The sequence below is a fragment of the Synechococcus sp. R5-15 genome, from assembly GCF_047462035.1.
Lineage (GTDB): Bacteria > Cyanobacteriota > Cyanobacteriia > Thermostichales > Thermostichaceae > Thermostichus.
The window spans coordinates 25,286-50,030 of the sequence record NZ_JANSIK010000060.1; the positions used below are offsets into that span (position 1 = coordinate 25,286).

The 24,745-nt window shown below is 59.5% G+C and carries 20 protein-coding genes and 1 pseudogene; 10 read left to right on the forward strand and 11 right to left on the reverse strand.

What is annotated here, in order from left to right; translation table 11 throughout:
- The first annotated feature begins 287 nt into the window (after window positions 1–287).
- The 4 genes from rpoB to NW839_RS05955 all read left to right on the forward strand — a co-directional run bounded on the left by rpoB (window position 288) and on the right by NW839_RS05955 (window position 10,377).
- Window positions 288–3,707, forward strand: a complete 3,420-nt coding sequence (gene rpoB, locus NW839_RS05940) for a DNA-directed RNA polymerase subunit beta (protein WP_414351375.1) — start codon at window positions 288–290, stop codon at window positions 3,705–3,707.
- Window positions 3,708–3,822: 115 nt separating this feature from the next.
- Window positions 3,823–5,706 carry a DNA-directed RNA polymerase subunit gamma gene (locus NW839_RS05945; RefSeq protein ID WP_414351372.1) on the forward strand — a complete coding sequence of 628 codons (1,884 nt, stop codon included), beginning with the start codon at window positions 3,823–3,825 and terminating at the stop codon, window positions 5,704–5,706.
- Between the two features lie 53 nt (window positions 5,707–5,759).
- Window positions 5,760–9,674 carry a DNA-directed RNA polymerase subunit beta' gene (locus NW839_RS05950; protein ID WP_414380514.1) on the forward strand — a complete coding sequence of 1,305 codons (3,915 nt, stop codon included), beginning with the start codon at window positions 5,760–5,762 and terminating at the stop codon, window positions 9,672–9,674.
- A complete protein-coding gene (locus tag NW839_RS05955; protein WP_414351370.1) occupies window positions 9,655–10,377 on the forward strand; it encodes a uracil-DNA glycosylase in 723 nt (240 codons plus the stop codon). The genes NW839_RS05950 and NW839_RS05955 overlap by 20 nt, the downstream gene beginning before the upstream one ends.
- Here NW839_RS05955 and tenA read toward each other — a convergent pair.
- The 3 genes from tenA to NW839_RS05970 all read right to left on the reverse strand — a co-directional run bounded on the left by tenA (window position 10,374) and on the right by NW839_RS05970 (window position 13,020).
- Window positions 10,374–11,033, reverse strand: a complete 660-nt coding sequence (gene tenA / locus NW839_RS05960; protein ID WP_011434003.1) for a thiaminase II — start codon at window positions 11,031–11,033, stop codon at window positions 10,374–10,376. The two genes, NW839_RS05955 and tenA, sit on opposite strands and share 4 nt — an antisense overlap.
- Before the next feature lie 119 nt (window positions 11,034–11,152).
- On the reverse strand, window positions 11,153–12,178 hold the full coding sequence (locus NW839_RS05965) for a long-chain acyl-[acyl-carrier-protein] reductase (protein ID WP_011434004.1): 1,026 nt from the start codon (window positions 12,176–12,178) through the stop codon (window positions 11,153–11,155).
- A 110-nt stretch (window positions 12,179–12,288) separates the two neighbouring features.
- Window positions 12,289–13,020 (reverse strand): aldehyde oxygenase (deformylating), encoded by a 732-nt coding sequence (locus tag NW839_RS05970; protein ID WP_414351420.1) that lies wholly within the window; start codon window positions 13,018–13,020, stop codon window positions 12,289–12,291.
- Between the two features lie 194 nt (window positions 13,021–13,214).
- On the opposite strand from NW839_RS05970, the gene NW839_RS05975 reads away from it, so the two are divergent.
- Complete coding sequence (locus tag NW839_RS05975) at window positions 13,215–13,523, forward strand: hypothetical protein (protein ID WP_414330858.1); 309 nt, start codon at window positions 13,215–13,217, stop codon at window positions 13,521–13,523.
- A gap of 14 nt (window positions 13,524–13,537) precedes the next feature.
- Here the strand turns inward: NW839_RS05975 and NW839_RS05980 are convergent, their stop codons facing one another.
- Window positions 13,538–14,032 (reverse strand): pentapeptide repeat-containing protein, encoded by a 495-nt coding sequence (locus tag NW839_RS05980; protein ID WP_414351367.1) that lies wholly within the window; start codon window positions 14,030–14,032, stop codon window positions 13,538–13,540.
- A gap of 100 nt (window positions 14,033–14,132) precedes the next feature.
- Between NW839_RS05980 and NW839_RS05985 the strand changes: the two genes are divergently transcribed.
- Entirely contained in the window at window positions 14,133–14,441 is a 309-nt protein-coding gene (locus NW839_RS05985; protein ID WP_414330861.1) for a gas vesicle protein GvpV, read from the forward strand.
- A gap of 201 nt (window positions 14,442–14,642) precedes the next feature.
- Window positions 14,643–15,077: pseudogene (locus NW839_RS05990) on the forward strand (ABC transporter ATP-binding protein); the annotation flags it as partial.
- On the opposite strand, the gene purU reads toward NW839_RS05990, so the two are convergent.
- From purU to NW839_RS06005, 3 genes are read right to left on the reverse strand one after another with little or no spacing between them, the layout of a single operon-like run.
- Window positions 15,078–15,926 carry a formyltetrahydrofolate deformylase gene (gene purU, locus NW839_RS05995; protein ID WP_414351364.1) on the reverse strand — a complete coding sequence of 283 codons (849 nt, stop codon included), beginning with the start codon at window positions 15,924–15,926 and terminating at the stop codon, window positions 15,078–15,080.
- A 57-nt stretch (window positions 15,927–15,983) separates the two neighbouring features.
- Window positions 15,984–16,214 carry a hypothetical protein gene (locus NW839_RS06000; protein ID WP_414343737.1) on the reverse strand — a complete coding sequence of 77 codons (231 nt, stop codon included), beginning with the start codon at window positions 16,212–16,214 and terminating at the stop codon, window positions 15,984–15,986.
- Window positions 16,215–16,247: 33 nt separating this feature from the next.
- On the reverse strand, window positions 16,248–16,571 hold the full coding sequence (locus NW839_RS06005) for a TatA/E family twin arginine-targeting protein translocase (RefSeq protein ID WP_414351361.1): 324 nt from the start codon (window positions 16,569–16,571) through the stop codon (window positions 16,248–16,250).
- Between the two features lie 228 nt (window positions 16,572–16,799).
- On the opposite strand from NW839_RS06005, the gene secA reads away from it, so the two are divergent.
- The gene (gene secA / locus NW839_RS06010) at window positions 16,800–19,673 is read left to right on the forward strand and encodes a preprotein translocase subunit SecA (protein ID WP_414351418.1); all 2,874 of its coding nucleotides are present in this window, start codon (window positions 16,800–16,802) and stop codon (window positions 19,671–19,673) included.
- 16 nt (window positions 19,674–19,689) lie between these two features.
- On the opposite strand, the gene NW839_RS06015 is transcribed toward secA, so the two are convergent.
- Window positions 19,690–20,610: a TIGR01777 family oxidoreductase gene (locus tag NW839_RS06015; RefSeq protein WP_414331417.1), complete on the reverse strand. Its 921-nt coding sequence runs from the start codon at window positions 20,608–20,610 to the stop codon at window positions 19,690–19,692.
- 347 nt (window positions 20,611–20,957) lie between these two features.
- On the opposite strand from NW839_RS06015, the gene NW839_RS06020 reads away from it, so the two are divergent.
- Window positions 20,958–21,494, forward strand: a complete 537-nt coding sequence (locus NW839_RS06020; RefSeq protein WP_238376986.1) for a hypothetical protein — start codon at window positions 20,958–20,960, stop codon at window positions 21,492–21,494.
- Between the two features lie 11 nt (window positions 21,495–21,505).
- On the opposite strand, the gene hemB is transcribed toward NW839_RS06020, so the two are convergent.
- Both hemB and NW839_RS06030 read right to left on the reverse strand, forming a co-directional pair.
- Window positions 21,506–22,492, reverse strand: a complete 987-nt coding sequence (gene hemB / locus NW839_RS06025) for a porphobilinogen synthase (protein ID WP_414351359.1) — start codon at window positions 22,490–22,492, stop codon at window positions 21,506–21,508.
- Between the two features lie 25 nt (window positions 22,493–22,517).
- A complete protein-coding gene (locus tag NW839_RS06030; protein ID WP_414351358.1) occupies window positions 22,518–23,477 on the reverse strand; it encodes a lysophospholipase in 960 nt (319 codons plus the stop codon).
- 384 nt (window positions 23,478–23,861) lie between these two features.
- Between NW839_RS06030 and NW839_RS06035 the strand changes: the two genes are divergently transcribed.
- Entirely contained in the window at window positions 23,862–23,978 is a 117-nt protein-coding gene (locus tag NW839_RS06035; protein WP_011434021.1) for a photosystem II reaction center protein I, read from the forward strand.
- Between the two features lie 316 nt (window positions 23,979–24,294).
- Here the strand turns inward: NW839_RS06035 and NW839_RS06040 are convergent, their stop codons facing one another.
- Window positions 24,295–24,735 (reverse strand): hypothetical protein, encoded by a 441-nt coding sequence (locus NW839_RS06040; RefSeq protein WP_414351356.1) that lies wholly within the window; start codon window positions 24,733–24,735, stop codon window positions 24,295–24,297.
- Between the last annotated feature and the right edge of the window lie 10 nt (window positions 24,736–24,745).

Sequence of the window (24,745 nt, forward strand, 5' to 3'; positions counted from 1 at the left end):
GGTCGACCGGAAATCCGAGCTGGAGCAGCGGATGATCCGTAAAAACGGTCAAAGATTAGAATAATCTGCCTGAGTGTGAATGGATGTGAACAATCCTTAAGGCATGGCGGCAACCGCCCCTGCCCCGGCAGCCAAAAGGGGATCCCCAGCGGTTTTGCCGAGATTTTCCAAGTGAGCCCTCAAGGGATCCGGACAGCCCCTCGGCCTTTGTAACGTTCGTTGACGATCGTTGGCGGGGTTTCTATAATGGAAGGCCTGACTGCAGCGCGACCCCTCCCGAGCAACGCATGACACAATTAGCAGTGCCATCCCCTGTCGCTCCTACCTTTCCTGACCTGGTGGAGATTCAGCGGGAGAGTTTCTTGTGGTTTTTGCGAGAAGGGTTTGAAGAGGAGCTTCTCAGCTTTTCCCCCATCGTCGATTACACCGGCAAGCTGGAACTGCATTTCCTGCCCGAATATCGCCCTGGGGATCCCTCCAAAGGGTACAAGATCAACCGCCCCCGCTACGACCCTGAGGAGGCCAAGCGGCGGGATGCCACCTACCAAGCGCAGATCCGGGTGCCCACTCGCCTGATCAACAAAGAGACCGGCGAGATCAAAGACATGGACGTCTTCATCGGCGAACTGCCCTTGATGACGGATCGGGGCACCTTCATCATCAACGGCGCCGAGCGGGTGATCGTCAACCAAATTGTGCGCAGCCCCGGCGTCTATTACAAATCGGAGCTGGACAAAAACGGGCGTCGCACCTACAGCGCCAGCCTCATCCCCAACCGCGGTGCCTGGCTGAAGTTCGAGACCGACAAAAACGGCCTGGTGTGGGTGCGCATCGACAAAACCCGCAAGCTCTCGGCGGCAGTTCTGCTGAAAGCCTTGGGCCTGAGCGACTCCGAGATTTACGACAACCTGCGCCACCCCGAATTCTTCCAGAAAACCATGGAGAAAGAGGGGCCCTACACCGAAGAAGAAGCCCTAATGGAGCTGTACCGCAAGTTGCGGCCCGGGGAACCCCCCACCGTATCGGGTGGCCAGCAGTTGCTGGAATCCCGCTTCTTCGACCCCAAACGCTACGATTTGGGCCGGGTAGGGCGCTACAAGCTGAACAAAAAGTTAAATTTGAACGTAGCCGAAAGTGTGCGGGTGCTTACCGTCACCGACATTTTGGCCGTCATCGACTACCTGATCAATTTGGAGTACGACATCGGCCATGTGGACGACATCGACCACCTGGGCAACCGCCGCGTGCGCTCCGTGGGCGAGCTGCTGCAAAACCAGGTGCGGGTGGGCCTGAATCGCCTGGAGCGGATCATCCGAGAACGGATGACAGTCTCCGAGTCGGAAAACCTCACCCCGGCCTCTTTGGTCAACCCCAAACCCTTGGTGGCGGCCATTAAGGAGTTCTTCGGCTCCAGCCAGCTCTCCCAGTTCATGGATCAGACCAATCCCCTGGCGGAGCTGACCCACAAGCGCCGGTTATCTGCCCTGGGCCCCGGCGGCCTAAGTCGGGAACGGGCCGGCTTTGCGGTGCGGGATATCCACCCCAGCCACTACGGCCGCATCTGCCCCATCGAAACTCCAGAAGGCCCCAACGCCGGGTTGATTGGATCCCTGGCCACCCACGCCCGCGTCAACCAGTACGGCTTTATCGAAAGCCCCTATTACCGGGTCGAGAACGGCGTGGTGCGCAAAGATCTGGGCATGGTCTACCTCACTGCCGATGAAGAGGACGAGTACCGCGTGGCCCCGGGGGATGTGCCGGTGGATGCCGAGGGCCGCATCACTGCCGACTTGGTGCCGGTGCGCTACCGCCAAGAGTTCACCACCGCCCACCCCACAGAAGTGCACTACGTCCAAGTGGCGCCGGTGCAGGTCATCTCGGTGGCCACCTCCTTGATCCCCTTCCTGGAGCACGATGACGCCAACCGTGCCTTGATGGGAGCAAACATGCAGCGGCAGGCGGTGCCCCTGCTCAAGCCGGATCGGCCCTATGTGGGCACTGGCCTGGAAGCCCAGGCGGCACGCGACTCCGGCATGGTGGTGGTGTCGCGCACCAATGGCGTGGTGACCTACGTTTCCGCCGACGAAATCGTGGTTCGGCCAGATGACGGCGGCGATCCAATTGTCTATCGCCTGCAGAAATACCAGCGCTCCAACCAAGACACCTGCCTCAACCAGCGTCCCCTTGTCTATACGGGGGATCGGGTGGTGGCTGGCCAGGTGCTGGCGGATGGCCCGGCGACCGAAGGGGGCGAGTTGGCTTTGGGCCAAAACGTGTTGGTGGCCTATATGCCCTGGGAGGGCTACAACTACGAAGATGCCATCTTGATCAGCGAGCGGCTGGTCTACGACGATGTCTTTACCTCGGTACACATCGAGAAGCACGAGATCGAGGCCCGGCAAACCAAACTGGGCCCTGAGGAGATCACCCGCGAAATCCCCAACGTGGGGGAAGATGCCCTGCGGGACCTGGATGAGAACGGCATTGTGCGCATTGGGGCTTGGGTGGAGGCCGGCGACATTTTGGTGGGCAAAGTCACCCCCAAAGGGGAGTCGGATCAGCCCCCAGAAGAGCGGCTATTGCGGGCCATTTTCGGGGAAAAGGCTCGGGATGTGCGGGACAACTCGCTGCGGGTGCCCAACGGCGAGCGCGGTCGGGTGGTGGATGTACGCATCTTTACCCGCGAACAGGGGGATGAGCTGCCTCCCGGCGCCAACATGGTGGTGCGGGTCTACATTGCCCTCAAGCGCAAAATCCAGGTGGGGGACAAGATCGCGGGCCGTCACGGCAACAAAGGCATCATCTCCCGCATCTTGCCGATTGAGGACATGCCCTACCTAGCGGACGGCACACCGGTGGATGTGGTGCTCAACCCCTTGGGGGTGCCTTCCCGGATGAACGTGGGCCAAGTGTACGAGTGCCTGCTGGGCTGGGCAGCAGAACATCTGGGAGTGCGCTTCAAGCTGATGCCCTTTGATGAGATGCACGGTTTAGAAGCCTCCCGTCTGACGGTGGAGGCCAAGCTGAGGGAAGCCCGAGAGAAGACCGGCAAGGACTGGATCTTCAACCCGGAAGGCAGGTACTGCGGCAAAATCCAGGTGTTTGATGGTCGCACCGGGGAGCCCTTCGACCAGCCCGTTACGGTGGGCCGCGCCTACATGCTGAAGCTGGTGCACTTGGTGGATGACAAGATCCATGCCCGCTCCACCGGCCCCTATTCTTTGGTGACCCAGCAACCGCTGGGGGGCAAGGCGCAGCAGGGCGGCCAGCGCTTTGGGGAGATGGAGGTGTGGGCTTTGGAGGCGTTTGGGGCAGCCTACATCCTGCAGGAGTTGCTCACCGTCAAGTCCGACGACATGGTGGGGCGCAACGAGGCTCTCAACGCCATTGTCAAGGGCAAGCCGATCCCTCGACCCGGCACGCCGGAGTCCTTCAAGGTGCTGGTACGGGAGTTGCAGTCCCTCTGCCTGGATGTGTCGGTACACAAGGTGGAGGTGGACAGCGAAGGGCAAACCCACGATGTGGAAGTGGATCTGATGGCCGATACTTCCAACCGTCACACTCCCTCTCGACCCACCTATGAATCGGTTACGGCTGAGGATCTCTCGCCATCACCCGCCTTTACCAGAGTGCTCCGCACCGCTGACGCGAATGCCAGCCGCAGCCTTGAGGAAGATGAGGACGAGGAGGAGGAAGAGGACTTTTGAGGGTTGAGAGCGCTCCCCACCCCTGACGCGAACGTGACGGGGATCCCCTTCAACCCACGAAGGAGGGTGGGGCTTCCCTCTCCTTTGGGTTCAGCAAGCCAGGAGGAAAACGGCGATGGCCAAAACAGAGCAACGCTTTGACTATGTCAAAATCGGCTTGGCTTCTCCAGAACGGATCATGGAGTGGGGCCAGCGCACCCTGCCCAATGGTCAAGTGGTGGGGGAAGTCACCAAGCCCGAGACCATCAATTACCGCACCCTCAAGCCGGAGATGGATGGTCTTTTCTGTGAGCGCATCTTTGGGCCGGCCAAAGACTGGGAATGCCACTGCGGTAAGTACAAGCGAGTACGGCATCGGGGGATCGTCTGCGAGCGCTGTGGGGTGGAGGTAACCGAGTCGCGGGTGCGCCGCCACCGCATGGGCTACATCAAGTTGGCTGCCCCCGTCACCCATGTTTGGTATTTGAAAGGGATCCCCAGCCACATCGCCACCCTGTTGGATATGCCGCTGCGGGATGTGGAGCAGGTGGTATACTTCAACGCCTACGTAGTGGTGGATCCGGGCAATGCCCAGAATCTCTCTTACAAGCAACTGTTGACGGAGGATCAATTCCTCGAGATCGAAGATCAGATGTACGAGGAGGGATCCGAACTGCAACTGCCGGAGAACTGGGCGATGATCGGGGCGGAGGCCATCGAGCGCCTGCTCAAGGATATCGACCTGGAAAAAGAGGCGGAGCAACTGCGGGAGGAGATCACCACTGCTCGCGGCCAAAAGCGGGCGCGCCTGATCAAGCGGCTGCGGGTAATCGACAACTTCATCGCCACCGGATCCCGTCCGGAGTGGATGGTGTTGCGGGTGCTGCCGGTGATCCCGCCGGATTTGCGTCCCATGGTGCAGTTGGATGGGGGCCGCTTTGCCACCAGCGACCTCAACGATCTCTACCGTCGTGTGATCAACCGCAACAACCGTCTGGCCCGGCTGCAGGAGATCATGGCGCCGGAGATCATTGTGCGCAACGAAAAGCGCATGCTCCAGGAGGCGGTGGACGCGCTGATCGACAACGGTCGGCGGGGGCGCGTGGTGGCGGGGGCCAACAACCGTCCCCTCAAGTCCCTCTCCGACATCATCGAAGGCAAACAGGGGCGCTTCCGGCAAAACCTGTTGGGCAAACGGGTGGACTACTCCGGACGTTCGGTGATCGTGGTGGGGCCCAGCCTGCGCATGCACCAGTGCGGCCTGCCCAAAGAGATGGCCATCGAGCTGTTCCAGCCCTTTGTCATCCACAAATTGATCAAGCGGGGCATTGTCAACAACATCAAGGCTGCCAAAAAGATGATCCAGAGCAATGACCCACAGATTTGGGATGTGCTGGAAGAGGTGATCGACGGCCACCCCGTCTTGCTCAACCGTGCCCCCACCCTGCACCGCCTCGGGATCCAAGCCTTTGAACCGATCCTGGTGGAGGGAAGGGCGATTCAACTTCACCCTCTGGTTTGCCCCGCCTTCAATGCTGACTTCGACGGCGACCAGATGGCGGTGCATGTGCCCCTGTCGTTGGAAGCCCAGGCGGAAGCGCGCCTGCTGATGCTGGCCACCAACAACATCCTCTCCCCGGCCACCGGCGCTCCCATCATCACCCCCAGCCAAGATATGGTGTTGGGGTGCTACTACCTGACGGCGGACAACCCCCACGCGCCAGATATTGGCGATCGCTTCTTCGCCAGCTTGGAAGATGCTCTCATCGCCTACGACCGCGGCGCTATCGGCCTGCACAGCAAGGTCTGGGTGCGCTACCACGGCCCGATGGAGTTGGGCAAGGGCGAAAAAGAGTCCGAGCCGCAAATCATCGAAGAACCGGGCGGCATTCGCCTCAAGATCACCAACTACCGCCGTATCCGCGAAGATCAAAACGGCAACGTGATCAGCCAGTACATTCGCACCACGCCGGGCCGGATCATTTTTAACAAGACCGTGCAGGATATTTTGTCTGCGTAGTTACCCTCTGCCGTAGGACGGCTCTTCTCTCCCCTTCTCTCTAGCGAGGCATCATGAGCGAAAAAGGACGATTTTCCGCTGGCCTGTCGCGGCAGGCTGCCGACGGCAACAAAGCCGACGCCCCTTTGCCCCCTGTGCCCTTTCGCAACTATCAAATTGGCAAAAAAGAGCTGCGTAACCTGATTGCCTGGTCCTTTGCCCGCTACGGCACAGCCCGCACCGCTCAGATGGCGGATGCTCTGAAGACCCTGGGCTTCAAATACGCCACCCAGGCAGCCGTCTCCATCAGCGTTGAAGACCTGCGCGTTCCCCCCAGCAAGCGGCAGTTGTTGGCACAAGCGGAAGCCGAGATCGAGGCGGCCACCGAGCGCTATACCCGTGGAGAAATCACAGAGGTGGAGCGCTACCAAAAGGTGATCGACACCTGGAACCAGATCAACGACCAGATCAAAGAGGAGATGCTCAACAACTTCCGGCAGAACGATCCCCTCAACTCCGTCTACATGATGGCCAACTCGGGGGCGAGGGGGAATGTCTCCCAGGTACGGCAGTTGGTGGGCATGCGCGGCCTGATGGCCAACCCCCAGGGGGAGATCATCGATTTGCCCATCAAAACCAATTTCCGCGAGGGCCTGACCGTTACCGAGTACATCATCTCTTCCTATGGGGCCCGCAAGGGCTTGGTGGATACGGCCCTGCGCACCGCCGACTCCGGCTACCTCACCCGCCGCTTGGTGGATGTGTCTCAGGATGTGATCGTGCGGGAATCCGACTGCGGCACTGAGCAGGGCATCCTTCTGGAATACCTGATGGACGGGGACAAGGTGGTGGTGTCTCTGGAGGAGCGCTTGGTGGGCCGAGTGTTGGCGCGCGACGTGGTGCATCCACAAACCCAGGAGATCCTCGCCCGCCGCAACCAAGAAGTGGATCACGACTTGGCTAGAACCATTGCAGAGGCCGGCATCCGGCAGGTGATGGTGCGTTCTCCCCTCACCTGTGAAGCCAACCGCTCCGTGTGCCGGATGTGTTATGGCTGGAGCTTGGCCCATTCCCGCTTGGTGGATCTGGGGGAAGCGGTCGGGATCATCGCCGCCCAATCGATTGGGGAGCCGGGCACCCAGTTGACGATGCGCACCTTCCACACGGGAGGCGTGTTTACAGGGGAGGTGGCCCGCCAAATTCGCGCCCCCTTTGCGGGTGTGGTGCGCTTCCCGAAAAATCTGCGCACCCGCCCCTTCCGTACCCGCCACGGCGACGATGCTCTACAAGTGGAGGTAAACAACCAAATCATCTTGGAAGGCCCAGACGGTCAACGGGAGTCCTTCGACATGACTCAGGGATCCACCCTGCTGGTGCGGGACGGAGCCCAGGTGCAGCGGGATCAGTTGATTGCAGAGGTGTCCCTGGCCAAGGCCAGCCGTAAGAGCACCGAGAAAGCCCAGAAAGAGGTGGTGGCCGACCTGGCTGGAGAAATTCGCTTTGCCGATCTGCCCATCGAGGAGAAGACTGACCGCCAGGGTAACACCACCTACACTGCCCAGCGGCAGGGATTGATCTGGGTGATGTCTGGACAGGTGTACAACCTGCCTCCGGGGGCCGAGCCGGTGGTGAAAAACGGGGATCGGGTGCAGGCGGGGGATGTGATCGCCGAAACCTCGCTGGTGACGGAGCATGGCGGCATTGTGCGGCTACCGGAGCGCAGCGACACCAGAAGTGGGCGCGAGGTGGAGATCATCAACGCTTCGGTGGTGTTGCGGGAAGCACGGGTACGGGTGGAATCCCACCAGGGGCGGGAACAATTTTTGCTGGACACTTCCAGTGGGCAGACCTTTGTTCTCAAGGCTACTCCGGGCACCAAAGTGGGCAACGATGAGGTGGTGGCGGAGCTGATCGACAACCACTTCCGCAGTCAGACGGGAGGCTTGGTGAAGTTCGCCGGCATTGAGGTGGCACGGCGCGGCAAGGCCAAGCAAGGTTACGAAGTCATCCAGGGCGGCACCCTGCTGTGGATCCCAGAAGAGACCCACGAGGTGAACAAGGACATCTCCCTGCTGAACGTGGACGATGGCCAGTATGTGGAAGCAGGCACTGAGGTGGTGAAAGACATCTTTTGCCAGAATGCCGGTGTTGTCGAAGTCATCCAGAAGAACGACATTCTGCGGGAGATTGTCATCAAGCCGGGATCCCTGCATCTGGTGGACAACCCCGCCGACTTGGAAGTGAAAAGTGGCACCCTAATCCAGCCAGGGCAACCGGTGCTCAGCAGCATCGTTCCCGACCGACTGGTCTACCTGGAACACGTGGAAACTCCCGAAGGCCCAGGCTTGCTGCTGCGTCCGGTGCAGGAGTACGAGATCCCCGACCGGCCCTTGGTGCCCACTCAAGAGTCCACCAGCGAGTCCGGTCGCTCCATTCGTCTGCGGGCGGTGCAGCGGGTTCCCTTCAAAGATGGGGAGCGGGTGAAGTCGGTAGGCCCTGTAGAGCTCCTGCGCACCCAACTGGTGCTGGAAATCGATACCGACGCCCCACAACTGAAGGCCGATATCGAGCTGATCCAAGATGAGAAGGATCCAGATATTCGCCGCCTGCAACTGGTGATTCTGGAAACCCTGTTGCTGCGCCGCGACGTGGAAGCGGATCTGACGCAGGGGAGTACCCACACGCGGCTGTTGGTGAAGGAAGGAGACTCCATCGCCAGCGGAGATGTTATCGCCCGCACCGAAATCCAAGCCAAAAAGGCCGGGATCGTCCAAGGGATCCGCGAGGGAGCGGAGGTGGTACGGCGGGTGCTGGTGATTACCGACGACGATCTGGTGCAGGTGCCCCTGACGGGCCCAGCCAATGTGGAAGTGGGGGCGCTGGTGCGGGCTGGGGACGAGCTTGCTCCCGGGATCCCTTCTCCACAGTCAGGACAGGTGATGCAGATAACGGACGGCCAAGTCCTGTTGCGGATGGCGCGGCCCTACTTGGTTTCTGCGGGTGCCATCCTGCAGGTACGGAATGGCGATCTGGTGCAGCGGGGGGATTCTCTGGCCCTCTTGGTGTTCGAGCGGGCCAAGACAGGGGACATCATCCAGGGTCTGCCACGGATTGAGGAGCTGCTGGAGGCCCGCAAGCCCAAGGAAATGTGTGTTCTGGCCAAGCGGCCCGGCACCGTTCAACTGAGCTGGCGGGGAGAAGAGCCAGATCTCAAGGTCATCGAAGCCGATGGCACGGTTAGAGACTATCCTGTGCTGCCGGGGCAGAGCTTGATCGTGGTAGATGGACAGCCGGTGGGGGTGGGGGATCCCCTAACCGATGGCCCTGCCAACCCCCACGACCTCTTGGAGATCTACTACGAGTACCATCGCCAAACCTTGGGAGATGACCAAGCCGCACGGTTGGCTCTGCGGGAGGTGCAGCGCTTCTTTGTCAACGAAGTGCAGAACGTCTACCGCTCCCAGGGGGTGGAGATCTCCGACAAACACATCGAGATCGTGGTGCGCCAGATGACCTCCAAGGTGCGGGTGGATGATGGCGGCGACACCATCCTGCTGCCGGGCGAGCTGGTGGAGTTGCGGGAAATCCAGCAGATCAATGCCACCATGGCCATTACTGGAGGAGCGCCGGCCAAATACACGCCCGTCCTGCTGGGGATCACCAAGGCCAGCTTGAATACCGACAGCTTCATCTCAGCGGCCAGCTTCCAGGAAACCACCCGCGTGCTGACTGAGGCGGCCATTGAGGGCAAATCCGACTGGCTGCGCGGCTTGAAGGAAAACGTAATCATCGGGCGCTTGATCCCGGCAGGCACGGGCTTCACCACCTACGAGGAGATTGCCGCCGAGCCGGAGCCTGACGAAGAGGAGGAAGAGCCTGCGGTGTTGCCGGAGCTGCCGCCTCGTTTGATCTTGGAAGATGATCAATTGATCGACGATTCCACCCCTGCCTTCGACGAGCTAGAGGAGGATGACGACGAGGAGGAGTGAGGCGCTGGGTCTCCAGGATTGGGCCACTTTGCAAACTGAAATCGTCAGTTGCTGCCGCTGCCCCCGCTTGGTGGCCTGGCGAGAGTCAGTCGCCCTTCAGAAGGTGGCCCGTTTTCGCGACCAGCTCTACTGGGGCCGACCGGTGCCAGGGTTCGGGGATCCGCAGGCGCGGCTGTGGGTGATCGGGTTGGCGCCGGCAGCCCATGGGGGCAACCGCACCGGGCGCGTGTTTACCGGGGATCCCAGCGGGGACTGGCTGTTTCGCGCCCTGTACCGAGCCGGGTTTGCCAATCAGCCCACCTCTACCCACCGAGAGGATGGCCTGCAATTGCAGGATTGCTACATCTCGGCAGTGGTGCGCTGTGTGCCCCCGGAGAACCGCCCCACCGCCATAGAAGCCAAGACCTGCCTGGGCTACCTGAAGCAAGAGCTGGAGCTGCTAACCCAGGTGCGGGTGATCCTGACGTTGGGGCATTTTGCCTTCCAACACGCTCTGACGCTCTTGCCACCTCTCAGGCCCCGTCCCCGCTTTGGCCACAACTGCGTTATTCCCCTGGCAGAGGGTCGCTATTTGCTGGCGTCTTACCATCCCAGCCGGCGCAACACGGCCACACGGCTGCTGACGGAGCCGATGTTGGATGCCGTTTTCGCGCAAGCCCAGCAGTTGCTGTCTGGTAAGCCAGCCCGACCGGCTGAGGATTAGGCGGGTTGCCAAGATTCGAGGCGATAGGCACTGTCCCAAAACAGCCATTCCAACCGGGAGGCAGTGACAAAAGCTGCCCTCATCTTTTCCCGCAGCGGTTCTGTAGCCTGCTGAGCGACGGAGTCGGTGATGTCCAAAGCCTGCTGCACCACTTGGGCAAATTCTTCCCCGGCGTAGGTGTCGATCCACTGTTGGTAGGGATTGTCAGGCTGTGCGGTGCGATAGATGGCGGATCCCACCTCTCGGTAGATCCAAAAGCAGGGCAGCACAGCGGCAATGGCCACCTCATAGGGATCCACAGCCGCCGCAGCCAACAAAAAACGGGTATAGGCGAAGCAGGCAGGGGCATAGGCTGTTTCGGGTTGAATGTCGTAGAGGCGAAAATAGCTTTCGTGCAGGCTGCGTTCGGCCACAATGGCTCCCAGGGCAAAGTTCAAGAAACTCACCACCTGCTCAGCCCCTTCGGAACGAGCTCCAATCAAGGCCAGGGCGCGGGCAAAATCCGTGAGATAAAGAGCATCCTGCTGCAAGTAAAACTGGAACCGCTGCCGCGATAGGCTGCCCGCTGCCAACTCTCGGTTGAAGGGGTGATCGAGGATTTGCTTGTAGATGGGCTGAATGGCTTGCCAAAGGTGGGCAGTAAAGGACTGGGGCATGGCGACCGTCTCTCGGCGTTTGGTCTTCGGGTTTTGTCCGGCTTCGGTCGAGGGCTGATTGACCTAACCAGGGGCAGCACCTCTGCTGTGGCTGAGACTCTCTTCATTTTGAATCTCAATTAGGCTTCGGGCATGAGGGGGCGGAACCCATGCTTGCGGGAAAGCTGCCCGATCAGATCCAATTTCTCAAGGGTGATCAAATTACGGCCCCAACTGAAATTGGTGTACAGCCCCTCAAACTCCAGCAGCATGGATTCAGCAAAGCAGGCAAAAAGCTGACGGGCCGGGTTGGCCACATTCAAAAACTGCATGATGTTCCATTCAATATCCAAAGAGTGCTCCACCATCCCCCCGTCAATGACGTAGAGTCCCTTTCGCTGCAAGCTGGAGGCGATGTTCTTTGGGTAGCCACCGTCGATGATGACACAGGGATCCGGCAAAACTTGGGGATCGAGGGCCATGCCTTGGCTCATGCTGGCCACCCAAACGATAAAGTCAGCGCGGGGCAGGGCCTCTTCCAGCGAAGAGATCTCCCCCTGCTTGAGCTTGGCCTGCAATTCCTCCAGACGCCGTCGCTCTCGGGCGATGAGCAACAATTTGCCCAAGTGAGTGTGGGCCACCAACCATTGACAAATGGCGCTGCCGATATCTCCGGTCGCCCCCACCACCGCAACCGTAGCGGCTGCCAAGTCCATGGCGTAGCGCTGGGCCGCCAACTGCAGTTGCTGACAGATGATGTAGGCCGTGTGGGTATTGCCGGTGGTAAAGCGTTGGATCTCCAAGTCAATGTTGCGGACTCGCCGGAGACTGTCGAGGCGAAAAGTCTCAAAAATGATGCTGCTAAATCCCCCCAAAGCAGTAATGTTCAAGCCGCGCCGCTGGGCTAGGGCCATGGCATTCAACACTTTCCGACAAGCTGCCTTCACCCGTCCCCCCGCCAACATCTCCGGCAAGAAACAGGATTCGACGTACTGCCCATAAATCTTTTGGCCGGTGATGCTGGTTACCGTGATCTCGTCCACCACCTGAGGGGGAGCCATGCACCAGAACTCCAGGTCGCTCTCCGCATATTCGGAATAACCCAGCTTGTCTGCCACCCGCTTCGCATGGGCCAGGCTGGTCAAGTGCCCAATCAGGCCGAACATAAAGGTTTACCCGCTTGGATAACTGATGGATCCCATCAAAACATGTCCATACCCGCCTGTAGCCAGCCTAGAACTGCAGTCCGCCGGCAGAGGATGAATGCTGAGATGGGTCATGCTGCCCGCAAACCCTGGGCTGAGAGGCGCATCACCTCGCGGGTGCTGAAGCCGATGTTGGCCAGCGCCTCTCCATAGGCAATCATAAAATCCTCGACGATGGCCTCGCGATCCATATAGATGGCTTCTACATCCTGGTCCACCTGCTGCAGCATCTGCCAGACCAAGGGCAGGTTCTGGGCGTTGGCCGCTTCGATCTGCCCTTTGACCTCGCCAAAATGCTCCCCTAGCCAGCGCTCTCCAAAATTGAGGTGCAGATATTCATCCTTGACCACCCCCTCGGTGATCTTGCGGGCAAACTCATCGGCGACGGGGATGTAAATGTTGTAGGCGGCAATGGCAAAGCATTCGATGATCAGCGACTGAATGACCAAGCAGGTAACTAGGTCTCCGGCTGCTGCCGCTTTTTGGAAATTGTTGCGCAAAGGGGTGAAGAAAGTGCGGGCAAACTCCCTATCCGGCTCTACCTGCAGGTTTTTGCCGCAGGATTGAAAGCCTTTCATGTGCCGCAATTCCATCTTGGCCAGCTTGTGCAGCTCCTCTGCCCCTTCCGGCAACATCTCGGCCAGCTTGAGGTAGTTGTCGTGGGCTTCTTGTTCCCCTTCGATCACAATGCCGTTGATGCGAGAGTAGGCCTGCCGGTAAACCGCGCTGCCATAGTCCAAGGTGGTGCCACCCTCATCGGCTAAAGGCTGGGGGGTATTGGGCAGGACGTTCACTGGGGCCATACTCATGCATCTCCTCTCGGTGTTGTTTGGGTGTTGTTGATTGTCTATGCTGACTCGACAATCGCCTCGATTGCAGTTGAATCGCTCTCTTAATCAGAATAGCTGTAGCTGCCGCAGAATTGGCGGGATTCCTTTTGCGGAATGATAGGGGTCTGCTAGGGTGAGGGTTCGAGTGCCGTTGTGGAGCCTGCTGTATGTCTGCTCTTGGGGATGGCCTGAACCAACTGCGCCAGTTGCTGGTGGAGCTGGAGGAACGATCCCTCGATCAGCCGATTGGCAGTGCCGAGGAGGTGTTGCAGGCCATTGAGCTAGCCACGGCTTTTGAGCTGTTTGAGGCGGAGAGCAGCGGTTTGCTGCTGCAGATTGTGGCCAATCTCTGGGATCGGGTACGGCAGCAGGATTTGTCTCCAGGGGAGATTCAGACGGTATCGGAGAAGTTGCGGGCGGTGGGCTATACCGATGCTGAGATCCAGGAGATCCTGGACTTGGAGCCGGAGGACTAGCCCCATTTCCCCCTCTAGGCTTGAACCATGCCCAGCTCTGCTGGAGTGATATCCGCTTCCATCTGAGTGGTGGCGTCGTAGCAAGCCCCTCGCAGGTTGGCCAGCTTGAGTTTGCACTGGGCAAGAAGGGCTCCTCTCAAGTTGGCCCCGGTGAGATTGGCCCCTGCCAGGTCCGCTTGGCTGAGATCGGCTTCGCTCAAGTCCGCTTCCGCCAGGTTGGCCCCACGCAAGTTGGCTCCCTGCAATCGGGATCCCTGCAGCTTGGCTTTCTCTAGGTTGGCCAGCCGCAGGTTGGATCCCTGCAGATCCGCTTGGCTGAGGTCGGCGCCGCTCAGGTAGGCCCGCTCCAGGTTGGCAGAGGCCAGCTTTGCCTGGCGGAGAATGGATCCCCCCAAGTCGATCCCGGCCAAGTCGGCCCCGGCCAGATCAGCTCCGGCCAGTTGGCTGTTGCTGAAGTCCCGCTCACCGCTGCCGTAGCGTTGCAACAGGTCTGCTCCAGTTTCCACCATCGCTGTTTTCCACACCGGACGAATGGATCCTACCTAGGAATAGAAGGGCCGCCAAGAGCACGCTAGGATAGGCGCAAGCCGTTTTCCGGGATCCCCCCTTATGAGCTTGCCCCGTGTGCCCCGAACTCGACCTCGCCCCAAGCTGCGCTCGATCCCTCGCCGCCAAACCGAATCCGCCCTCTATGCCGAAATGCAGCAGCTCACCGTGGAAAAGCAGCGGCTCAACCAAGAGCTAGAGTTTATTCGAGAGCGGCAAGGGCAAATCCACGCGCGACTCCAGGAAATCGAGCAGGCCATGCAGCACCTTCAGCAGGAGGCAAAAGCCTTCCGGGATCCCGCTCCCCCCTCTGAACCGGCCCAGCTCAGATCCCGCCCTTCCCGCTTCCCGCCCATGACCTTCGAGTATTGAGGGATCCTATAAATCTCAAAGAAGACCCAAGATTCAAAGCAGACCTAAGCAACAAGTCAGGGGATTCTGTAGCCAACTTAACTATTTGCTGCTTATCTCAACCCGACTCCAGAATCTGGGCCAGCGAACAGCTGTTCTCAAGCTGGCTGCACAGTTACCTGAACTTCAGGGCTTATGACTTCTTCTCCCCAGATATCGTCAGATATCGTCGGTCTAGAGCGTTTTGCTAAGGCCCTGCCCAGGCAACTTTCGGGCGGTATGCAGCAGCGGGTGGCCATTGCCCGAGCTCTGGCGGCCCAACCGAAGATTTTGCTGATGGATGAGCCTTTTGGCGCTTTGGACGTGCAAACCAAGGAGACGATGCAGGAGTTTTTGCTGGATCTCTGGCAGCGCACGCGCACCTCAATTTTGATGATTACCCACGATGTGGAAGAGGCCGTCTTTCTGGCCCAGCGCATCTATGTACTCACGTCCCATCCTGGGCGGGTGAAACGGGAGCTCCGGGTTGATTTCCCCAGTCGGCGCGACTACAGTCTCAAGCGCACTTCTTCCTTCCAAGAGGTGAAGGACGAGATCTTGGCTCTCCTACGAAACCAGAAAGGGATCCCGTTGAGCGACGCTGCGCCCGCGGGCTGATCAGGCAAACACCACCGTTTTGTTGTGGTACACCAGCACCCGATTCTCCAGGTGATACCGCACTGCCCGTGCCAGGACTAGGCGTTCCATGTCGCGGCCTTTGCGGACGAGGTCGGCAACGGTATCGCGGTGACTGACCCGCACCACGTCTTGCTCGATGATCGGCCCTTCGTCCAGATCTTCGGTGGCATAGTGGGCAGTCGCGCCGATGATCTTCACCCCCCGTTGATGGGCGCGGTGGTAGGGGTTGGCTCCGGCAAAGGCGGGCAGGGTGGAATGGTGAATGTTGATGACCGGCGGGGCTTGGCGGAGCAGCGACCCACTCAAGACCTGCATGTACTTGGCCAACACCACCAGGTCAATTCGATATTCCTGCAGGAGAGCGAGCTGACTGGCTTCGGCTGCGGCTTTGCCCTCTGGAGAAACGGGGATGTGGTAGTAATCGGTACCGAAGGAGCGGGCCACTGATTCCAGGTCGGGGTGATTGCTGATGATCAAGGGGATCTCGGCGGGCAGTTCTCCCGCCCTTTGCCGCCAGATCAGATCCAAAAGGCAGTGGGTTTGCTTGCTGGCCCACAACGCAATGCGACGGCGAGTGTCGGAGAAATGCAGTTCCCAGTTGGCTTGGATCCCACGGGCAATACCCGAAAAGGCGGGGACAATTTCCCCTCGCTCCAGTTGGAAGCCCTGCAAGTCCCACTCGATGCGGCTCAAGAACAGTCCTGCCTCGGGATCCGTATGGTGATCGGCGTGAATGATGTTGCCGCCGTAGCTGTAGATGAAGCTGGAGAGCTTGGCTACCAGCCCTTTTTGATCGGGGCAAGATACCAACAGGGTGGCACTGGGCATCGGTAGACAACAGCCTCAACTTTGTGGGGACTGGCTCTCCCCAAGAGCAATCCATTCTCAATCTACCCGGTTGATCTCTTCCAATAGCCAGGGATCCACCGGCTGGCCATCCCAACGCTTTAGGTCGATGCGAATCCACATCGCCGCAGAAGAGCCGGCAGGGGGCAGTTCCTGGTGAAACGAGATCTCATAGTCAGACGGGTTTTGGCCATGCTGCCGCAGCCAGGTCTCCACCTTAGCAGGAGCGAAGTAGGACTGCCCTTGCTCGAACAAGCGCGTGATTTCCATGCCGAAGCAAAGGGGGTTAAAGCGGGCCATAGGTTAGGCAGCGTCTGCTGTTTGAGCGTCGTCGGCTACGGATGGGACGGGATCCGTCTCTGGGGGGGGCGTATCGGCAACTGACTCGGTGACTGCTGTTCGGGAAGCCTTGGGAGTGGCAGCAGCCGTTGTCCCGCGGGTGGCTTTCTCCAGCTCTTGGGCCTCTTTGTTCAGTTGCGCCTCGAACTCTCTGGAAGCATCCTGCAGGCTGCGCAGGGTTTTGGCCAGCGTGCGACCAATCTCCGGCAGTTTGCGGGGCCCAAAAACCAAGAGAGCCACCGCAAAGATGACCAACATTTCCGGCAGTCCAACACCCAAAAAATTCATGAGCCTCGGCAGAGTACGGTTTGGTCGAGATCCCTTCGCCTCCCTAGAGTGACATTTTCTTGCCGCGGACTGCAAGTAACTGCCGGCTCTCCTCATCCATTCTGATGGCTTTGGTTGGCTTTGGTGTTCTCCTCTCAGCTCATCTGGGCCCACCTCTCCCTGGCCGGCCAAGTCAAAATGGTAAGATCGCATCATTAATCAATGTTCTTCATTGGCCTAGGCTTGCCCATGCTCCAAACCCTACAAAAGCTCCTTGGGGATCCTAACGATCGGAAGATCCGGCAGTACCGTCCTGTCGTCAAGCTGATCAACTCGCTGGAGATCGAGATCGCCTCTCTTTCGGATGCGGAGCTCAAGGCCAAGACCACGGAGTTTCGCCAGCGCTTAGACAGAGGAGAATCTCTGGATGATCTCTTGCCGGAGGCATTTGCCGTGGTGCGGGAGGCTGCCAAGCGGGTCTTGAACTTGCGCCATTACGACGTACAGCTCATCGGCGGCATGGTGCTGCACGAAGGCCAGATTGCCGAAATGAAAACCGGCGAGGGGAAAACCCTGGTCGCCACCCTGCCTGCCTACTTGAACGGCCTGACTGGGAAGGGGGTTCACATCGTTACCGTCAACGGCTACTTGGCGCGGCGCGACTCGGAGTGGATGGGGCAGGTGCACCGTTTCTTGGGCCTGACGGTCGGTCTAGTGCAAGAGGGCATGTCACCCGAAGAAAAGCGCCGCAGCTACAACTGCGACATTACCTACTGCACCAACAGCGAGCTGGGCTTCGACTACCTGCGGGACAACATGGCCACCGATATCAAAGAGGTGATGCAACGGCCCTTTAACTACTGCATCATCGACGAGGTGGACTCAATCCTTATCGACGAGGCCCGCACTCCCCTGATCATCTCCGGTCAGGTGGCTCGCCCCTCCGAAAAATACCTGCGGGCAGCCCAGGTGGCGCGGGAGCTGATCCGAGATGAACACTATGAGGTGGATGAAAAAGCCCGCAACGTCATCCTTACCGACGAGGGGTTTGAAGCCGCCGAGCGGTTGCTGGGGGTCTCTGACCTGTTTGATCCCAAGGATCCCTGGGCGCACTTTGTCTTTAACGCGGTGAAGGCCAAAGAGCTCTTCATCAAGGATGTCCACTACATCGTCCGCAATCAAGAGGTGGTGATCGTGGACGAGTTCACCGGGCGGGTGCTCCCCGGCCGCCGCTGGTCTGATGGGCTGCACCAGGCGGTGGAGGCCAAAGAGGGGGTGCCGATTCAAAGCGAGAGCCAAACCCTGGCCACCATCACCTACCAAAACCTTTTTCTGCTCTATCCCAAGCTTTCCGGCATGACGGGCACGGCTCGCACTGAGGAGGCCGAGTTCGGCAAAACCTACAACCTGGAAGTTACGGTGATCCCCACCAACCGACCCATCCGCCGCAAAGATGCCCCCGACTTGGTGTACAAGACCGAAAGGGGCAAGTGGCAAGCGGTTGCCGAGGAAATTGCCCACATGCACGCCCAGGGGCGCCCCGTCCTTGTGGGCACCACCAGCGTGGAAAAATCCGAACGCCTCTCGGCCATGCTCAAGGAAATGGGGATCCCCCACAACCTCCTCAACGCCAAGCCAGAAAACGTGGAGCGGGAGGCGGAGATCATTGCCCAGGCGGGGCGAAAAGGCGCTGTAACCATTGCTACCAACATGGCCGGTCGAGGCACGGACATCATCTTGGGAGGCAATGCGGAGTACATGGCCCGCCTCAAGCTGCGGGAACGGCTGATGCCCAAGCTGGCTCAATTGGACGCCGACAACCCCTTGGGATCCGTTCAGATGGTGGGACGGGGGGGTGGCCAGGGATTTGGTGGGACAGCACCCAAGCCGAAAAAATCCTGGACGGTGGTCTCCCCCAATTTTTACCCCTGTGAGCTGTCGGCCCGCACCAGCCAAGCTTTAGACGAAGTGGTGGCAGCAGCCGTGACCAAGTATGGGCTGAACCGTCTGCCAGAGCTGGTGGTGGAGGATCTCATCGCAGTAGCTTCCGAGAAAGCGCCGGTGCAGGATCCGCTAATTTTGCAACTGCGGGAGGTTTACAACAGCATCAAAGCCGAGTACGAAAAAATTACTGAGGCCGAGCACGAAGAGGTGGTGAGGCTGGGGGGCCTGCATGTGATCGGTACGGAGCGCCATGAATCCCGCCGTATCGACAACCAGCTGCGGGGCCGCGCCGGGCGACAAGGGGATCCCGGCTCCTCGCGGTTTTTCCTCAGCTTGGAAGACAACCTGCTCAAGATTTTCGGTGGCGACCGGGTAGCCAAGCTCATGGACATGTTCCGGGTGGAGGAGGATATGCCCATCGAGCACCCGCTGCTTAGCAGCAGCCTGGAGAATGCGCAGAGAAAAGTGGAAGTATACTACTTCGACATGCGCAAGCAGGTGTTCGAGTATGACGAGGTGATGAACAACCAGCGGCGGGCCATCTACTCAGAGCGGCGGCGCATCTTGGAGGGGGAAAACCTCAAGACCAAGATCCTTGACTATGTGCGCAAAACCGTTGGCGAGATCGTGCGAGCGCATGTCAACCCAGAGCTGCCCCCGGAAGAGTGGGAAATTGACAAGCTGACCGCCAAGATGCAGGAGTTTGTGCCGCTCCTGAAGCAAAACCTCAAGGTTGAAGACCTGCAGGATCTCTCCTACGAGCAGATCTTGGACTACCTGATCAAGCAGGCAGAACTGGCCTATGAGGCCAAAGAGGCTTTTCTGGATACCTTTGAGCCCGGTTTGATGCGCAAGGCAGAGCGCTTTTTCCTGTTGCAACAGGTGGACACCCTCTGGCGGGAACACCTGCAGCAGATGGAGGCGCTGCGGGAAGCTGTGGGCCTGCGAGGCTACGGTCAGAAGGATCCCCTGATCGAGTACAAGAACGAGGGCTACGAGCTGTTCCTGGAGATGATGGACAACATCCGCCGCAACACGGTGTACAACCTATTCATCTTTACTCCCCAAATTGTGCAAGTGCCCCAGGCATCGCGACCGGCTCCGGCACCCACTGCGGCTGCCAGCCCTGATCCCAGCTCTGCTTCAGGGGTGGTGGAAGCCGATTTCACGGAAGAATAATTGGCGTAGAGAGAAGTCAGCGGGGGAGGAGGATCTGTCGTAATGCCTCTTTCAGTTGTGGGTACTGGAAGGTAAAGCCCATCTGCAAAGCCGCTTGCGGGATCACTTTCTGCCCCGTCAAAACCACTTGAGCTGCCTCGCCCAACAGCAGTTCCAACGCCAGCTCCGGCACAGGCAACCAAGAGGGGCGACCCAAGACCTGGCCTAAGGTTCGGCAAAACTCTTCCATCTGCACCGGGTTGGGAGCGGTGGCGTTGAACACTCCGGATCCCTGCTCCAGCAGGAAGCAGACCAAGCTCACCCAATCCTCGCGGTGGATCCAAGACAGCCATTGTTTGCCGGAGCCGATCGTTCCGCCGATAAAGAACTGAAAGGGGGCCAGCATCTGCCCCAGCGCTCCTCCATCCGGACCCAACACAATCCCCGTGCGCAGGATGGCCAAACGGATCCCCAATTCCTCAACCGGCCGGGCGGCAGCTTCCCAGGCCTGACAGACTCCTGCCAGAAAATCTTGGGCCGGGGGATCCGTCTCTGTTAAGGGTTCTCCTGCCGGATGGGATCCGTAGTAACCCACCGCCGAGCTGCTGATCATCACCTGGGGCTTTTGGTTGAGGGAGGCGAGGGCTTGGACAAGGGCCTGGGTGGTTTCCACACGGCTACGACGGATTTCTTTTTTCTTGGTCTCTGTCCAGCGAGAAGAAGCCAAAGGCTCTCCGGCCAAGTTGACAATCCCCTCGTACCCTTCCAGGGCGGCTGCCCAGGCTTGCGGTTGGTAGGGATCGTAGGGCAGCAGCTTGAGGTTGGGGGATTCCCCCAAAATGCGGCGGGCCTGCTCCAGGCGGCGGGTCAAGACCAAAACCTGATCCCCTTGCTCCAGCAGACGGGCCACCAAGCGACGCCCGATAAAACCACTTCCACCCGTGATGACAATGCGCATGATGTGGATCCGACTTGCATCTGCACAAGCCCTGTGCCGCCCTTGTCCTTTGAACGGTGCAGAGCCTTTCCGCTATTCGAACCTCTAGCCTAGCGCGTTTCCTGCCCCGCGTTGACCATTGCCTGGGATCCCGCCATCCGTTTGCTGAGCTTGGCGAAGTGGCAGAGCCCAAGAAAGCCCAAGAATAAAAATGTTTTGCGGCAAAGCCTGACACACCTGGAAAAATCGGCTTCAATAGGCCCTAGCTGCGCTTCTTGGCAGCAGAGGTGGTTCATCGTCCCCCTATTTTCTTCCCTTCACCCGTGACACCCAAGTCTTCTTCCCGTACCCCGGCTCGCCACGTGTCTATGCGTGCAGAGCAGGTTGCTGGGCCGCGGCTGGACATCTCTGTTGCTCCACGAGTGCATCGCTCCCAAGGGCAGGGATCCCTGGTTCGGGCAGGGTTTCCCTCCTCTCTCCCAATTTCCGGTCGGCGGACGATCCCTGTCCAGCGCTCCCGCCGGCGCGGACGGCAAGAACCTGGCCACGAGCCTCAAGTCTGGGAGATGGCCTGTCACATCGGGGTGAATGTCTTGTTTACGGCGGCTGCCCTCAGTGGTTTGTATCGCCTCTTGCCGGTGCAGTTGGCTCAGCACCACCGGCTCCAGGTTCTGGAGCGGCATATCGAGGTCTTGTCCACTCGGATTTCTCGGCTGCAGGAGGGGGTGGATCGAGGTATGGATCCCTTGCAGCAGGAGGCCCTGATCAAGGAACGGCTGAATCGGGTGCCACGCAATCAAATTCAGGTGCGTTTGGTGGATCCCAGTACCTGGGTGGCGGACGACGAGAAGAACACCCACCCTTCCTGGATCGGGCAGTCCACCCAGCCGTCTGCCAGGCCGTAGGCTGCCTCTGCCTAGGCTTGTTTGAGAAGCAAGGCCACCTCTTTGGCAAAGTAGGTGAGGATGATATCGGCGCCAGCCCGCTTCATGGCCAGCAGGGATTCCAACATCACTTTTTTGCCGTCGATCCAGCCCTTTTGTTCGGCGGCTTTGATCATGGCGTACTCGCCGCTGACGTTGTAAGCGGCCACGGGCAGATCCGTTGATTCCTTGACTCGGTAGATGATGTCCAGGTAGGCCAGGGCCGGCTTCACCATCACCATGTCCGCCCCCTCGGCCTCGTCCAGCTCCACCTCTTTGATGGCTTCCCGAGCATTGGCGGGATCCATTTGATAGCTTTTCTTGTCTCCCGATTTGGGCGCGGATCCCAGGGCATCGCGGAAGGGGCCGTAGAAGGCAGAGGCATATTTGGCAGAATAGGCCAGGATCGCCACATCGGTATAGCCTTGGTCGTCCAGGGCCTCCCGAATGGCGCCGACGCGACCATCCATCATGTCCGAGGGGGCCACAATGTCGGTTCCCGCCTCTGCTTGGGAGAGGGCTTGCTTGACCAAAACTTCCACCGTCTCGTCGTTGAGGATCACCCCATCCCGCACAATGCCGTCGTGGCCGTCGCTGTTGTAGGGATCCAAAGCCACATCGGTTACCACCAAGATCTCGGGGATTTCCTGTTTAATCCGCCGCACCGCCCGCTGGATCAAGCCCTCTGGGTTGAAGCACTCCCGCCCGGTGGGATCCTTTTTCTCTTCCGGCACCACCGGGAACAGGGCCACCGCCGGGATCCCCAATTGAGCGGCTTCCTCCACCTCTTTCAGCAGCAGGTCTAGGGTGTAGCGGTAGCAGCCGGGCATCGACTCCACTTCCTGCCGCTGGTTCTCCCCCTCCATGACAAACAGGGGATAGATCAGATCCTGCACCCGCAGGTGGGTTTCCTGAACCATCTGGCGGAAGGCTTCTGTGCGCCGCAGCCGACGGGGACGGTAGATCAGGTCTTGGCTCATGGGAGCAGCAGGAAAGAGGGCGTTTCTATTTTGCCATGAGGTCGGTAGGGGCTGAGCTGGTCGTTGGGCGAGGGGCGACATCCGGGGCAGAGGGGAAATGCCGGGCCAGCCAGCGGCGAAGGGTCTCTTTTACCGCTTCCGCTTGGCAGTCGTGCAAAAGATCGTGGCGCGACCGGGGAAAATCGTGGATCTCTCCCTGGGGCAGCCGACGGGCAAAATCCACAGCTCCCGCAGGATTGACGACGATATCGGCGGAGGTGTAAAGCAGCAAAACCGGCAGGCAGAGCCGATGGGCTTGGTCGAGGCAGCGCTGTCCACTGCGCACCAGTTCGGCTGTGAATCTGGCCCGCGTCACACCGCACATGTAGGGATCCGCCGCAAAGGCGGCTTGCTGCTCGGGTAGGGAAGTCACCCGCGCCGGCTCGTAGAGGCCAGTTAAGGCCAGCTGGGGAGCAACCCTGTCCAAAACTTGCAAAAGGGCGTGGGTCAAAGGGGTGAAATAGTGGTCGATGCGAAAAGCCGGAGAGATGAGAACCAGGCCCTGCACCTGGCCGGGATGGGCAAGGGCATATTCCGTAACCCAGTTGGCCCCCGCGCTATACCCACACCAGATCTGCGGGATCCCTTTCTGCGGCCAGACCTGCTGGGCGATCCTCTCCAGATCCGCTTGATATTGGCTGAAGCGGTCGATCCAGCAGCGGATCCCGCCGGAGCGACCAAATCCCCGCATGTCAGGCGCCAAAACCTCCCACCCTTGAGCAGCCAACTCGCCGGCCAAAGGGCAAAACCCGCCGCCGTGATCCCCTTTGCCGTGCAAAAGCAACACCCGTCCGCAAGGGGATCCCTGGGGCCAGTGGTGCAGAAAAGCCGGGATCCCATCGGAAAGCGGCAACTCCTGGGGCCGATAGATCCCCGACGAAGGTTGCGGCTGAGCTCCCGACCGCCCATCCAGAACCTCTAAGTGGCCTAACCGATCAAAAGGCATGGGCAAATCCAACACAGGTCCGGCAAGACCGGCAAAGCCGCAAATTATATCTTCCTATGTCCCGGTCGCCCGCGAGCGTTGCTGCCGCTGAGGAGTTGCAATCTTTGTTTCCAGCCCAGCATATTTCTTAACAATCTCTGCTCTTGCCGGGGATCCCTAACAGGCCAAGCTTTGCAGCTTTTCCTGAGGGCGTAATGAAAGGAGCTCTCAGGGCGAACTGGGGCCATTTGCGGGAAAAAGGCCCTCTGAGAGGTATGATGTTGTGAAGAAGTTTTGCGGGGTCTCAGGTTTGACGGGATCCCCTTTCTGGGGTGGTTCACCCTTGTTTTACGATTGCCTTATCGCTTCATCAGTTCACTCAGTCGGAAACGGGTTGCTGAAACTATGCTGTTACTGAAAATCTCTGTTTACGCGGTTGTCATCTTTTTTGTGGGGCTTTTTGTGTTTGGTTTTTTGAGCAACGATCCCTCCCGTAACCCCAACCGTCGAGACCTGGAGTAGGGGATCCCGCCTTGGGCAGCTTGCGAACCCAAGTGATAACCGGCTCATCGCTTGAGGGGGCATGGCTCCGGCCCTATTTTTGTGGAACTCTGCCGGTCGCACCGGCGGCGCGGAACGCTAGCCCTGGGGAAATTGACGCCTGTGGAGATCCCTCCGGCGGTGCGGCGACGCAAGCTGCTGCTGGTTAGGGGTTGTGGAAGCAGGAAGAAAGCCGCAGCGGTGAGCAAGATTCAGTCCTTGTTCGGACTTCGGCCCGCTGGCGGCCATTCCCCTCTGGAGTGAATGGCCTCGTCTCAAAGCTGGCAACTCGGCTGGCTCACTGGAAGGCGGTAATCAGCAATGTCTGGGATCCGGAGCGATTCTGTTGGTCAAACGCGGTAATCCGGAACTGCCAAACGCCGATGGGATCCCCGAGGGCAACGCGGAAATCGGTACTGAAGCTACAAAAGGTGGCCCCAGGGTTACAGCCGGCCTGCTGTGGGCTGAAGAATTCCCTTTGCACGCGCACGCCACTGGGGTTGAAAGTTTCCAGCTCGATGAACTGCGTTGGACGAGCACCGCCGGGCACACTCACCTGCACCGTGAAGGCCGGCGTGGAGGTGCCTACCCGCACCGAGGTGGGCGCATTGATAAACGAAACCGTTGGGCCTTGGGGTGGGGGCAGGATCGAGCCCCCTGAGCTGCCGCCATCTCCACAAGCAGCCAGCCCAGTGGCCAAAAAGCCGGTGGCCAAAAGGGTGAGAGCAGTCCGTTGCATCCCTCAGTTC